We start from the raw sequence: 12,871 nt of genomic DNA on the forward strand, positions 1-12,871 counted from the left end.
GGCGCGATAATATTATTGTAGGGGCGAATTGCATTCGCCCTCTTTGAACAACTTCTGCTGCTCACCAATATGTGAGAGAAAGTCACTGACTTGAGCGAATCAGATAGGAATTTCCAAGGGGATAAAAATTAAAATTTTTCTGATTTCAAGCTACCAACGACCGGCGCTAGTCACTGAAAACTGAAAACTGAAAACTGAAAACTGAAAACTGAAAACTGAAAACTGAAAACTGAAAACTGAAATGACTCGATCCTATTTTGCTACTACCGCTAGGGGACTAGAAGAAATTGCCGCTAGGGAATTAGAATTCCTAGGGGCCAAAGAAGTGAAACCAGTATTCACCGGAGTCCATTTTCAGGGGGATATCTCCCTACTCTATCGAGTCAATCTTTGGTCAAGAATTATTTTTCGAGTTTTGGTTCCCATTGCCGAAATTCCCTGTGGGGATGGGAAGGAACTGTATGATGGTATTCAAGCCATTGATTGGCGCGATTATCTCAGCAGTGAGGAAACTTTAGCGGTACAATGTACGGGAACGAACGATCGCCTCAATCACACCCATTACACCGCCTTAAGCATCAAAAACGCTATTATCGACCAACAGCGTCAGCAGGGGAATCCCCGTTCTTTTGTGGATACAGAAAATCCCGACCTGCAAATTAACGCTCATATCGAGAAAAATCGCTGTGTGCTTAGTTTAGATAGTTCTGGCCACAGTTTGCATCGTCGCGGGTATCATCGGGCCATGGGAGTCGCACCTCTGAAAGAAAGTCTCGCCGCTGCTTTGGTAGAATTATCGGCATGGCAGGATGATATGGCGCTTTTAGACCCTTTTTGTGGTTCGGGAACCATTGTCATCGAAGCGACGTTAAAAGCTTTAAATATTGCCCCCGGTTTATCTCGTTCCCAGTTCGGATTTCAGAAATGGCCAGACTATCAACCGGATTTATGGCAATCTTTGCTTCAGGAAGCTAAAGAAAAACAAAAATTTCAGCTAAATGCGCCAATTTATGCTAGTGATGCCGATTATGAGGTTTTGCATCAGGCCGAGGATAACGCCTATTTTTGTCAAGTGCAGGACTATATTAATTTTAGCTTGCAAAGCATCACCGATTTAGAACCGACGAGCGATCAAGGGATTATTCTCTGTAATCCCCCTTACGGCAAAAGATTGGGCAATACCGAAGAATTAGGGGCCCTATATAAATCCTTCGGTGATGTCTTAAAACAGAGGTTTAAGGGTTGGACAGCCTATATTTTATCGGGAAACAAAGAACTGACTAAACAAATCGGTCTGCGTTCTTCCCGTCGCACTCCCTTGTATAACGGTTCTCTGCCCTGTACCCTCTTAAAATATGAGTTGTATTAACTACATCAAAACCTTGAGACTGTCAAGAGCTAAATGAACATTTTGACGAACTGAGGCAGCAGAAGTGTGTAGATCCAGACGTTCAGCATCGGTCAAACGCACTTCCAGAATACTTTCCACACCCCGACAGCCTAGGCGACAGGGAACCCCCAGATAGACATCCTGTAAACCGTATTCACCCTTGAGATAGGCTGCCGCCGGCAGTAAACGGGATTGATTTCTCAATATCGTCTCGACCATGGTACAGGCAGAGGAAGCAGGGGCGTAATAAGCACCGCCAGTTTGCAGTAATTTGACGATTTCAGCCCCACCGTTGCGAGTTCTCTCCACTAGACGATTAATCGTCATCTCGTCCATTAATTCGGTAATCGGCACACCACTGACGGTACAGTAACGGGGTAGGGGTAACATTAAATCACCGTGACCACCCAAAACCATAGCATGAACGTCGGCGGTACTAACCCCCAATTCCATGGCGATAAAGGTTTGTAAACGGGAAGAATCGAGGACTCCTGCCATTCCCATCACTCTTTGGGGGGGTAAACCGGTTGCTTGCCAGACTAGATAGGTCATCACATCAAGGGGATTGGTGATGACGATAAAAATGGCTTCCGGAGAATACTTGAGGCATTTAGTGGCGGCCTCGACGACAATTTTAGCATTGACATTCATGAGATCATCGCGACTCATGCCCGGTTTTCTGGCTAATCCAGCCGTAATCACGACAATATCCGAACCTGCCGTGTCTTCGTAGTTATTAGTGCCGATAATCTCGCTGTCGTGCATTTCTATGCCCTGGGCTTCCATCAAATCTAGGGCAATACCCTGGGGTAAACCATTGACGATATCGAGGAGAACCACATCGGCGAGGTTTTTTTCGGCGATGCGTTGGGCCAGGGTGCGTCCGACGTTGCCAGCACCAATAACCGAGACTCGGGGCGATTGACAGGGGATGGGTGTATCGTAGAAGTCAACCATGGTTTATGGATGAGGCAATATCCTCATCAGGCGGGTTCCAGTTGTTCGAGCTTTAGCCACACACTGGGGGTGGGAACATAGAATTTAATCAAAGCATAATCATCTTTTATATCCAAGACTTCTGCCGTCGAGTTGAACATATAACTGGGTAAACGGCGATCGCTGGCTAGGGCTTCGAGGCTATTTTCTAGGTTTCCCGTCACCACGCGGACTAAAGCTCCTTTCTTAATTGTAGCTGCCATGTTTTTCTCGTTGAATTTGCTTGGGGTTTCTCCCATAAATTGTTACATATTCGGGCGGGACTCTGACAAGAGCTTTTTTCAGTCATCCGTGAACTGAGAACTAATACCAAAGGCCGAATCTAAACCCTAATTGGTTAAGCTACAAGCTTTGATGTACTTAGTTTTTACCCTTGTTTTTAGGTAGGAGAATTGCCGGATTCTTTCTTGTGCAGGAGTGCCTGTCGCCCCTTGGCTTCAGAAACTGATAAGTACCTAAGCAAAATTAATTACACATTTCGATAAAGCTTTTGCCTATTGCCTATTGCATGAGTGCCTATCCTAACCAAGAAATTAATTTTGCACGACTACTTAACTGATTCCGGGCTGATGGCTTTTTGGCTTAAGATAAAGTTTAGCCCTCGATCGAGTTCTCGTGTTTTCATGGTTTTACAACTGCGCGTCTATGTTCCCGAACATCCTCTGGTTAAGCATTGGCTGGCGATCGCCCGCGATCAAAATACCCCCTCGGTACTGTTTAAAACAGCAATGACAGAACTAGGGCGCTGGTTAACCTACGAAGCAGCCAGGCAATGGTTGCCGACGCTGGAAACTAGCGTTAAAACCCCTCTAGCGGAATGTCCGGCTACTTTTATCGATCCTAGCGTACCGATCGCCGTAGTCCCGATTTTACGCGCAGGATTAGCCCTGTTGGAAGGGGCGCAAAGTCTTTTACCCCTAGCTAGTACCTATCACCTCGGTTTAGCCAGAAATGAGGAAACCCTGGAGGCAAGTTGTTATTTAAATAAATTACCGGCCAGTTTTGATCCGGCCACGAGAGTGTTAATTCTTGAACCGATGTTAGCCACGGGGGGATCAATTTCAACGGCAATGGCAGAAATTACCAGCAGAGGCGTTGATCCTGCCCTGATTCGGGTGATTTCCGTGGTGGCTGCCCCGCCAGCTTTACAGAAATTGAGTCAAAATTATCCCAGCTTGAACATCTATACGGCTATTATCGATGAAGGATTAAATAGCCGCGGTTACATCGTGCCGGGGTTGGGCGATGCCGGCGATCGAGCTTTTGGAACCTATTAGGAGAAAAAGGGATTATGAGTCAGCGAGATGGGTTTGCGGGCGGTTTTTTAGCCGGTGCGATTGTCGGTGGTTTAGTGGGCGGTGTTTTGGGGACAGTGTTGGCTAATCGCAGCCGTCGCGGTTTAGGAGATGGTGATAATCAGTCCTTTTTGGAGGGTATCCGCCATGGGCGCTTGACTCCAGAGGAAGGCATGGAAATGGCCCGCCGCAGTTTAGAAGATAAAATTGCCCAGTTAAATCTAGCGATCGATGATGTGCGTCAACAGTTAGGATCGGTACAGGAAAACGGCAGCGATCATTAAAATAGGGCTGGCTGAATAAATCTCAAAACCTTGTTGGATAATATCTTTAGGCTTTTTTCCCATCAAAAAGTGCCAGCCATTGCAGTGAGCGGGGGAAAAATTCAGTGCTTGCCTAGCTTGCGTTAAGCGACAGCGCAACCCAAAAGAGTGACACAGAGCGAGCGACCAAAACTATACACATTTACCGTCCTTGCGTTGTATCCTAAGCTACAATTTAATAACTATTTACCTTGCCTCGTTTCCTGGTTCTACTTGGGGCTTGCTGAATAAATCTAAAAACCTTGTTGGATAAGACTTTTAGACTTTTTTCCCCTTAAAAAGTGCCAGCCATTGCGGGGATCGGGGGGAAAATTCAGGTGCTTTTTCCCTGAAAATTAGGTAACTGACTACCTCAAAATCGGTAAAACCCCACACCCCACACCCCACACCCCACACCCTGCCCCCAGGAAAAGCTTTTTCAGCAACCCCTAATTAATTTTGCTTAGGTAGGGTTTGCGACAAAAATTTTGTTGGTGGGGTTAGGAGTTGGTCGTCAGGAGTCGGTCGTCAGTAGCCGGTCGTTTCAGGCTTTGTTGCCCTTCTTTTTTGTACTAGTTTGTGTACTATAAAAAGAATAATGCCAGGTTTTTGAATGTCCCAATCCTATATTCTTGTACTAACATCGGATTTTAACAGGTCAAAAGCCTTATTTTAAAAGGGTTTTACCATTATTCAGCCAGCCCTAGGTACTTAGTTTTAAACAAAAATTAATAGGTTAACGGACTAAATTAAAGCCCGATAACGCCCCAAAGCCAGTAAAGGAAAATACTGCTGATAGAAATGATATTTCAGGTAAAAATGACAGGGAAACCCTGTACCGGTGAAGTAATCTTCATCCCATGTACCATTTTCTTTTTGGGTAACAAGAAGATAGTTAACGCCCTTTTCAATCACTTCTCGCTGATAATTGCCTGTTACTTTCCCGACGGCTAATAAACCGATTAATGCCCAAGCAGTTTGGGAAGCGGTACTATTTCCCTGTCCTTTAAATTTAGGGTTATTGTAACTAAAACAGGTTTCACCCCAACCACCATCAACATTTTGACAACTGCTTAACCAATTGGCTCCTTTTTGCAATTGCTGGCGATATTTATTCGGTTCCAGAAAAGCCAAAGCAGATAACGCCCCACTGGTTCCATAAATATAATTTACACCCCAACGACCAAACCAACTACCATCAGCTTCCTGTTCTTTTTCCAGATAATCCAAAGCTTTTTTAACTCGATTTTCCTCCATGTTAACATCACAAGTGCCTAACATTTCTAGAACTCTGGCAGTAACATCAGCCGTATTAGGATCGATCATTGCTTTTAGATCGGCATAGGGCAAAGAATTAAGCCAGTTTTGATCGTTATCGATGTCAAAAGCTCCCCAACCACCAGCTTTACACTGCATAGTCGCCATCCAATTAACTGCCCGTTTCATCACAGCTTTTTTAATATTTTCATCGGGCATTTTAATTAACTCTAAAGCCATCACCACCACTGCCGAATCGTCTAAATCGGGATACCAGCGATTGTCAAATTCAAAAGCCCAACCGCCAGGGGTTCCGATTTTATTTTTAATCGCCCAATCGCCATAATCAAGAATTTGTTGATCGATTAACCATTGTCCCGCTTTAATCATAGCTGGATGAGCAGGATTTAGCCCGGATTCAATTAGCGATCGAATTACCCAAGCCGTATCCCAAACCGGCGACACACAGGGCTGCACACAATAAGTATTGTCCGTCTCAATGGCAAAATTATCCACCGCTTTTAAACCGCGGGCAACAATCGGATCGTCAACATCATAACCTAGGGCTTTTAAAGCTAACAGAGAATTTAACATCGCCGGGATAATTCCCCCCCAATCCCCTGTGTCTTCCTGTCGTTCAATCACCCATTTTTCCGCCGCTTTCAGACTTTCTTGACGGAAGGGAACCAAATTAGTTTTTTCTGTCCATTTAAACAGTCCATCTAACCAGAGAAAAACATCTGACCAATTGTTACTTTTTGGTAACTCATACTTGACATTATTCACCCCTTCTGTATAGAGTTCATCGAGATTAAAACCCATTTTATACACGGGTTTTTTGTCGAAAACAATTAATAAAGGAACCGTACTTCCCCGCGCCCAACTGGACATTTCATAGATAGTAAAAGGGAAATTTTCCGGCAGTAGCATGATCCAAGCGGGGATAGAGGGAACCCCTAGCCAATCATAACAACCAATCAAAGCAAGGTGCATTTTGGTGAAAATGCGGGTTTTACTGATGCCACCTTGAGCTAAGATAAATTCTCTGGCTTTTTCTAAAGTAGGATCATTAGCGGGAATTCCCAATAGTCGCAGCCCCATGTAGGCTTCCACAGTGGTGCTAAGATCGCCACCATCGCCATAAAATAACTCCCAAGCGCCGTTAGGACACTGTTGCTGACGCAGATAGGTGGCTGCTTTGTCTAGGGGGCGATTTTTGTCAGTTTTCCAGATTTTGTGCAGTAAAATTGCTTCTGAGGTGATGGTGACATTAGATTCTAATTCTGCCCACCAGTAACCGTCAGGGTATTGGGTAGAAAGTAAATAATTTTGAGAAAGTTCGATCGCTTTCGCTGTTTTAGCGGCTATTTCGGTGATTTTGTCCTGAATCTGCATTTTTTTCCGTTCGACAACCTCTAGGGACCACGAGTGCAAATAAGATCTTATTTACAAAGTTTTTAATAAGTAGCTAAAGAATGGGCTTTTGTTCCCAAAGAATCCAATAAAGGAATCTGCTTTGGTTGCCAATTTCTTTTTTCTTTTCACTGATTACTGATAACTGATCAAGTACCCCCACCCCCCTGAAGACAAAAAGGGTACGAAACTCGCACCCCACCAGATTTATCTTCATTTAACTTACTTTTTCTTTTTGCCTTTAGCGGGCGGATTATCCTTCGCTGCCGGTTCCGGGGCTTTTTCCTCCACTTGCGGGGCTGCTGCTACGGGTTCCGGGGCTTTTTGTCCCATTTGGGCGGCTACTTCGGCGGCGAAATCCGTTTCTTCTTTTTCGATCCCTTCACCTAGTACAAAGCGTTGGAAACGACGCACCTGAATATTTTCTCCCAAAGCAGCGATCGCTTGTTTAATCAACTCCTCAATACTGATGTTCTGGTCGCGGATAAAGGGTTGATCGAGCAGAGAAAGTTCTTTCAAACGTTTTTCAATGCGGCCGGCGACGATTTTTTCTTTGATATTATCGGGTTTATTGGCTAAATCGTCCCGTCCCATCTCAATTTCTTTTTCTTTGGCGGCGATTTCGGCGGGAATATCGGCCACTTTCACATATTCGACGTTAGGACAAGCGGCAATCTGCATCGCCACGTCATTAACCAATTTTTTGAACTCCTCGCGACGGGCAACAAAATCGGTTTCACAGTTCACTTCTACTAAAACACCGATGCGACTGCCGGTGTGGATGTAACTGCCGATCATCCCTTCTGCCGCTACCCGACTAGCTTTTTTCTCGGCGGAAGTAATCCCTTTTTGACGCAACCATTCGATCGCTTTGGTTATATCCCCCGCGTTTTCCGTCAGCGCCCTCTTGCAATCCATCATGCCGGCGCCGGTCTTTTCCCTAAGTTCTTTAACCTGTTGTGCTGTAATTTCCGCCATAAAATTCCTAACCTACTGCTTATAATTGATCATGCCACGAGAGGGGCAGGTTTGACCGCTCGATAGGCTCGGAAAGTTTCCCCCCGAACCTAGCTGCGATCAATGGCTAATTTTCCCTAGTTATCGTCGTCTCCACTGGCAAATTCAGCGGCGTATTGGGAATAATCACCTTCTTCCTCGTACTCGGTTTCATTATCGTAGTCTTCCTCGTATTCTTCCACCGCTGCTTGACCACCGCGACGACCTTCGATGATCGCATCGCTAATTTTGCCTAAAATCAGTTTGACTGAGCGAATTGCGTCATCGTTGGCGGGAATCGGCACATCTACCAAGTCGGGATCACAGTTAGTATCCAAGAGGGAGATGATGGGAATGCCCAATTTTTGGCATTCTTGGATAGCGTTGTATTCCCGACGCTGATCCACTACGATGACTAAATCTGGCAGCCGGCGCATGGTTTTAATGCCACCGAGGTATTTTTCTAGTTTGCCCAATTCCCGACGCAGTACCGATGCTTCTTTTTTCGGTCGTTTATCGAGGGCGCCACTATTTTCTAATTCTTCTAATTCTTTGAGTCTTTCTACCCGGCCGCGAATGGTTTCCCAGTTGGTTAACATTCCCCCTAACCAGCGTTGGTTAACGAAGTGGCTGCCGCTGCGTAAAGCCTCCTGTTTAATGATTCCTGCTGCTTGCCGCTTCGTACCGATGAATAAAAAACGTTTACCGCTATCGGCTTCTCCTCGGACAAATTCGTAAGCTTCTTCGATTAATTGGGCAGTTTGCACCAAATCAATGATATGAACCCCATTTCGGGCAGTGTAGATGTACTGAGACATTTTCGGGTTCCAACGGCGCGTTTGATGGCCGAAGTGAACCCCAGACTCTAGCAATTCTGCGAGAGAGACAACGGGCATATTTTTCTCCTTTTCGGGTTTATCCTCCATCTAGGGCTGGATTTCTAGATTCCTAGAAACACCCGATCGCCTAGATGTGCGATTTTTGACAACTTTTCTAGTCTAACACGAAAGGGCGCGATTGCATACCCGTAAATATTGGGTACTGAGGGCTTGCTACTGCAATTCCTCAAGTTTTTTCAAAACCGCTTCTGCATGGGCTTTTACCTTGACATTTGACCAAATATAGGCAATATTTCCCTGGGGGTCGATCAGAAAAGTGGATCGTTTAATCCCCATATATTCCTTACCCATAAATTTTTTTAATCCCCAGACTTGATAAATTTCCGCCAGTTGATGTTCGGTATCGCTCAATAATTGAATAGTTAAATTGTGTTTTTCAATAAAACGACAGTGGGACTTCTCTGAATCGGGACTAACTCCTAGAATTACCGCGTTTAATTGCTGAAATTGCGGCGACAAAGCGGTAAAATCGCTCGCTTCTGTGCTGCAGCCCGGGGTGTTATCTTTGGGATAAAAATATAAGACCAACCATTGACCGGCAAAATCTGCTAATTTGCTAATTTCCCCCCTTTGGTTTGGGGTGGCAAATTCGGGGGCTTTTTGTCCAACTTCTAGGGTCATTTTTAGGAGTGTAAAGGCAAGAGTAAGAAAGGAGCGAGGGAGAGGGAAAGCAATAGCCAGACTTGATAGTTAAATCTGGGAAATTCTGGTTTTTCTGACTCGACTAAAGCATCGATTCTCTCTAATAAACGATTATTTAAAGAATGATCATTGAGAGCGACACAGCAAGTAGCGGAAAAATTTATTTCCGCCACTTGATTAACTTTTTCTGCCACTAAAAGCAGCGATTCAGCTAATAGTAAATAATCCACTTGTCCAGAAGCGTACTTATCGGCGCGTAATTCCCGCAAGAAGACCAATTCTGACCATAAGTTCTCGCTATTGGGCAGCCAAGAAGACATCGATCGCAACCAACCTAACCAGAAAAACCAGAAAGTGTCATGATATTCTTGGTGAGCTTGTTCGTGGGCTAAAACTGCTTGTAAATGTTCTTGATCCAAGAGATTTAATAATCCTTGGGTTACAATTAATTCCGACTTCCAGAAGCCAACTCTGGCACTGTAGGGAAAATCCACTGCTAAAACTCTCGCCTTCTGAGCGGTGATTTTTTTGAGGGGATAACTGCTAAAATCCCGATGGGTTTGCCAAGTTTGATAGGAGAGTTTTATCAGACAGAATATAGCAAAAACTAGCCAAATTATGGCACTAAAGTAACTAATTAAACTGGAGTTATAGCCTAGCATTTGCCCGCGATAGCCCATACAAACCACCGATATAACTGTCATTAACAGCAGCAAAGGAGGAAAGAGGAAGAAAAATAGCGTTGTCTGCCAACGACGCTGATAGCTAGGCAGAAACCAACGTAAACCAATGGCGATAGTTAATGCTAGTAATAACATTGAACCGTGCATTAGCTTTCTCTCCGTTGTTGACGCAGGGTATCTAAACGAGAGGCGATCGCTTTTAATTGTTCGACACTAGCAGTATCGAGACTATCGGCAAAAGAAGCCACCACATCCGCATTACCAATAGCCAAAAAACGATGTAATTGTTCGTAGGCTTTAATTGCCTGTGCTTGTTCCTTAGAAACCATCGGTTTCCAGTAGAAAATCCGACCCTGTTTATAACAACTTAACCAGCCTTTATTAGTTAAACGACGCAGTACCGTAGTCACAGAAGTATAGGCCAGATCCCGTTCTGGATCCGCTAAAATGCGATCGTGGACATCCTTAACGCTGACGGTTTCCAATTCCCAGACAATATTAAGAATTTCCGCTTCTAGGGGGCCTAGGGATAACTGTTTTGGTTGATAGGTCGGCAATTGAGCCATAGTTACACAGAAATGAAGATTACTTTCTTGATCATAGCGGCGGATATCGATCGCCTGATAAAATAGCAACGATCCTTTATATTGTCTTTATGTCCACCGAAACTAATTTAACCACAACTACGGGTGCTGATGCCATTGATGTGGCGATCGCTAATGGCATTGATTTTGATGGTTCCCCGATTCCCCAGGCAAAATTGGAACTTTATCACCGGGTAATGGGTTTGGAAGCAGGACGACAAAGAAGCGGGGTTTCTAACACGATGAGATCGCGAATTGTCCGCATCGGGGCCAAACATATCCCCCAAGAGGAATTAAATCAGCTGTTGTTAGCCGCCGATTTTGCTCCCCTCAAGGAGAAAGAAATCGCTTTTTACTATCTCAAGTAGTCAAATTTTTGCTCGCCATTTTTCGCCTAGACTGCTTGCGGTTAACCGGATTGTTGGGGAAATTAGGCAGGGAGTCTAGGTTAATCTAATGCTCAAGGACACCTCGAATAAAAGATTTTGTTAACAAAGTGTTGGTCGAGGAAATATCCTTGATATACATTGATGAAGAGGGAATAATTTTCAACAACTAACAAGGCTCTCCGTCCCTCAGAATTCGATTTTTCGAGGTAGCCTAGACATAAGTAGTCGTGCAAAATAAATTTCCTAGTGAAGAAAGGCAAAAGGCAAAAGGCAAGAGGCAAGGGGGGGTTAGATATGTGTAATTAATTTTGCTTAGGTACTTAACGCCTTGGTTATTGCCTAAAATTAAACTTTTTTTGCCCATCAATTTAAAAACTTGCGTTTTTTTGATCATCTTAGCCTAGAGGACTGAGTAGTATGAGTTACAGCAAAGTTGATAGGTTAATTTTGTCCATCAGTGTAATCTGGGTTAAATCTCTCACTTTTTCCCGTTATCAATTACTCAAAGGGTAGCTCGATCAATTGGAATTATTGAGAAAATCTTCGGACTAATTGAGAATCAACCAAGCTTTCATCGGGGTTTTCGGCGGTGCAATGCTAAAGTAAATCTATTTTTCGAGGCACCCCCAAGAGATAACCACTGATTCCGAGCCAGTAATGATACACTAGGCATGATTTAACTACAAACCTCGATCGCAAAAGGAAATAAACATCGATGAAAGCCATGATTTTGGCGGCAGGCAAAGGAACTCGTGTCCGTCCGATTACCCATACGATTCCCAAACCCCTGATCCCGATTTTACAAAAGCCGGTGATGGAGTTTTTATTGGAACTGTTGCGACAGCATGGCTTTGATCAGATCATGGTGAATGTCAGCCATTTAGCCGAAGAAATTGAGAGTTATTTCCGCGATGGTCAGCGTTTTGGGGTGCATATCGGTTATTCTTTTGAAGGTAGAATCGAAGAGGGCGAGTTAATCGGTGATGCCCTGGGATCGGCGGGCGGTTTACGACGAATTCAAGATTTTAATCCCTTTTTTGACGATACTTTTGTGGTTCTCTGTGGTGATGCGCTGATTGATCTCGATCTAACCGCAGCCGTTAAATGGCATCGGGAAAAAGGAGCGATCGCTACTATTGTCACCAAAACCGTCCCCAGAGAGGAAGTATCCAGTTATGGGGTGGTAGTTAGCGACGAGGAGGGAAGGATTCTCAGTTTCCAAGAAAAACCCGCCATCGATGAAGCTTTAAGTACCTGCATTAACACGGGTATCTATATTTTTGAGCCAGAAATCATTGATTTTATTCCCCCTAATAGTAAATACGACATCGGGGGCGAGTTATTCCCCCAATTAGTCGCTAAAGGTGCGCCTTTCTACGCTTTAAACATGGATTTTGAATGGGTGGATATTGGTAAAGTCCCCGACTACTGGCAGGCAATTCGCGGGGTGTTATCCAGGAAAATTAAAAATGTTGCTATCCCCGGTATCGAAGTTAAACCGGGCATCTACACGGGCTTAAATGTGGGGGTAAACTGGGATCGAGTCGATATCACCGGACCTGTGTATATCGGGGCAATGACGCGCATTGAAGACGGGGCGAAAATTGTCGGTCCGAGTATGATTGGCCCAAATTGTTGGATTTGTGGCGGCGCGACGGTGGATAATAGCGTTATTTTTGAATATTCTCGCCTCGGTTCAGGGGCGCGTTTGGTGGATAAGTTGGTCTTTGGGCGCTACTGTGTTGATAAAACCGGCGCGGCGATCGATGTGGAAGCGGCAGCCTTGGATTGGTTGATTACTGATACCCGCAAGGTTCTCCCAGAGTTTGATCACCCTAAACATCAGGCAATTCGTTCTTTATTCAATGGCAAGTAGGCAACACCGCAACGGGGAACTTTTTACTTGATAAGTACCTAAGCAAAATTAATTACACATATCTAACCACTCCTTGCATGAGTACCTTTTGCCTTTTGCCTTTTGCCTTTTGCCTATCCTAACCAAGACATTAATTTTGCACGACTACT

The 12,871-nt window shown here is 44.5% G+C and carries 13 protein-coding genes; 5 read left to right on the plus strand and 8 right to left on the minus strand.

What is annotated here, in order from left to right; translation table 11 throughout:
- Positions 1-241 precede the first annotated feature (241 nt).
- A complete protein-coding gene (locus tag N0824_RS17405; protein ID WP_108937670.1) occupies positions 242-1,369 on the plus strand; it encodes a class I SAM-dependent RNA methyltransferase in 1,128 nt (375 codons plus the stop codon).
- Here the strand turns inward: N0824_RS17405 and mdh are convergent, their stop codons facing one another.
- Together mdh and N0824_RS17415 are read right to left on the minus strand one after the other, a co-directional pair.
- Complete coding sequence (gene mdh / locus N0824_RS17410; RefSeq protein WP_108937671.1) at positions 1,370-2,347, minus strand: malate dehydrogenase; 978 nt, start codon at positions 2,345-2,347, stop codon at positions 1,370-1,372.
- A 26-nt stretch (positions 2,348-2,373) separates the two neighbouring features.
- Positions 2,374-2,589, minus strand: coding sequence for an NAD(P)H-quinone oxidoreductase subunit O (locus N0824_RS17415; RefSeq protein WP_045361132.1), 216 nt, complete (start codon positions 2,587-2,589; stop codon positions 2,374-2,376).
- Between the two features lie 420 nt (positions 2,590-3,009).
- Here N0824_RS17415 and upp point away from each other — a divergent pair, with 420 nt between their 5' ends.
- Together upp and N0824_RS17425 are read left to right on the plus strand one after the other, a co-directional pair.
- Positions 3,010-3,663, plus strand: a complete 654-nt coding sequence (gene upp / locus N0824_RS17420) for a uracil phosphoribosyltransferase (RefSeq protein WP_108937672.1) — start codon at positions 3,010-3,012, stop codon at positions 3,661-3,663.
- 14 nt (positions 3,664-3,677) lie between these two features.
- Positions 3,678-3,965, plus strand: a complete 288-nt coding sequence (locus N0824_RS17425; protein ID WP_108937673.1) for a hypothetical protein — start codon at positions 3,678-3,680, stop codon at positions 3,963-3,965.
- Between the two features lie 762 nt (positions 3,966-4,727).
- On the opposite strand, the gene shc is transcribed toward N0824_RS17425, so the two are convergent.
- The 6 genes from shc to N0824_RS17455 all read right to left on the minus strand — a co-directional run bounded on the left by shc (position 4,728) and on the right by N0824_RS17455 (position 10,508).
- Positions 4,728-6,635, minus strand: coding sequence for a squalene--hopene cyclase (gene shc / locus N0824_RS17430; RefSeq protein ID WP_108937674.1), 1,908 nt, complete (start codon positions 6,633-6,635; stop codon positions 4,728-4,730).
- Positions 6,636-6,875: 240 nt separating this feature from the next.
- Positions 6,876-7,631, minus strand: coding sequence for a translation elongation factor Ts (gene tsf, locus N0824_RS17435; RefSeq protein WP_045359756.1), 756 nt, complete (start codon positions 7,629-7,631; stop codon positions 6,876-6,878).
- Between the two features lie 116 nt (positions 7,632-7,747).
- Complete coding sequence (rpsB, locus tag N0824_RS17440) at positions 7,748-8,545, minus strand: 30S ribosomal protein S2 (RefSeq protein WP_044034024.1); 798 nt, start codon at positions 8,543-8,545, stop codon at positions 7,748-7,750.
- 156 nt (positions 8,546-8,701) lie between these two features.
- Complete coding sequence (gene bcp / locus N0824_RS17445; RefSeq protein ID WP_108937675.1) at positions 8,702-9,169, minus strand: thioredoxin-dependent thiol peroxidase; 468 nt, start codon at positions 9,167-9,169, stop codon at positions 8,702-8,704.
- A 2-nt stretch (positions 9,170-9,171) separates the two neighbouring features.
- The gene (locus tag N0824_RS17450; RefSeq protein WP_108937676.1) at positions 9,172-10,020 is read right to left on the minus strand and encodes a M56 family metallopeptidase; all 849 of its coding nucleotides are present in this window, start codon (positions 10,018-10,020) and stop codon (positions 9,172-9,174) included.
- The gene (locus tag N0824_RS17455) at positions 10,020-10,508 is read right to left on the minus strand and encodes a BlaI/MecI/CopY family transcriptional regulator (protein ID WP_002767846.1); all 489 of its coding nucleotides are present in this window, start codon (positions 10,506-10,508) and stop codon (positions 10,020-10,022) included. The genes N0824_RS17450 and N0824_RS17455 overlap by 1 nt, the downstream gene beginning before the upstream one ends.
- Before the next feature lie 20 nt (positions 10,509-10,528).
- On the opposite strand from N0824_RS17455, the gene N0824_RS17460 reads away from it, so the two are divergent.
- Positions 10,529-10,825, plus strand: coding sequence for a DUF4090 family protein (locus N0824_RS17460; RefSeq protein WP_002767845.1), 297 nt, complete (start codon positions 10,529-10,531; stop codon positions 10,823-10,825).
- Between the two features lie 736 nt (positions 10,826-11,561).
- A complete protein-coding gene (locus N0824_RS17475) occupies positions 11,562-12,722 on the plus strand; it encodes a sugar phosphate nucleotidyltransferase (protein ID WP_104395428.1) in 1,161 nt (386 codons plus the stop codon).
- Positions 12,723-12,871 lie beyond the last annotated feature (149 nt).

The sequence above is a fragment of the Microcystis sp. 0824 genome (assembly GCF_003112475.1).
Taxonomy (GTDB): Bacteria; Cyanobacteriota; Cyanobacteriia; order Cyanobacteriales; family Microcystaceae; genus Microcystis; species Microcystis aeruginosa_C.

Bases quoted from the DNA above. Each gene is read 5' to 3' on its own strand.
- N0824_RS17475 (WP_104395428.1), top strand. From the start codon at position 11,562: ATGAAAGCCATGATTTTGGCGGCAGGCAAAGGAACTCGTGTCCGTCCG.
- tsf (WP_045359756.1), bottom strand. From the start codon at position 7,631: ATGGCGGAAATTACAGCACAACAGGTTAAAGAACTTAGGGAAAAGACC.
- N0824_RS17460 (WP_002767845.1), top strand. From the start codon at position 10,529: ATGTCCACCGAAACTAATTTAACCACAACTACGGGTGCTGATGCCATT.
- N0824_RS17405 (WP_108937670.1), top strand. From the start codon at position 242: ATGACTCGATCCTATTTTGCTACTACCGCTAGGGGACTAGAAGAAATT.
- N0824_RS17415 (WP_045361132.1), bottom strand. From the start codon at position 2,589: ATGGCAGCTACAATTAAGAAAGGAGCTTTAGTCCGCGTGGTGACGGGA.
- bcp (WP_108937675.1), bottom strand. From the start codon at position 9,169: ATGACCCTAGAAGTTGGACAAAAAGCCCCCGAATTTGCCACCCCAAAC.
- upp (WP_108937672.1), top strand. From the start codon at position 3,010: ATGGTTTTACAACTGCGCGTCTATGTTCCCGAACATCCTCTGGTTAAG.
- mdh (WP_108937671.1), bottom strand. From the start codon at position 2,347: ATGGTTGACTTCTACGATACACCCATCCCCTGTCAATCGCCCCGAGTC.
- N0824_RS17450 (WP_108937676.1), bottom strand. From the start codon at position 10,020: ATGCACGGTTCAATGTTATTACTAGCATTAACTATCGCCATTGGTTTA.
- shc (WP_108937674.1), bottom strand. From the start codon at position 6,635: ATGCAGATTCAGGACAAAATCACCGAAATAGCCGCTAAAACAGCGAAA.
- N0824_RS17425 (WP_108937673.1), top strand. From the start codon at position 3,678: ATGAGTCAGCGAGATGGGTTTGCGGGCGGTTTTTTAGCCGGTGCGATT.
- rpsB (WP_044034024.1), bottom strand. From the start codon at position 8,545: ATGCCCGTTGTCTCTCTCGCAGAATTGCTAGAGTCTGGGGTTCACTTC.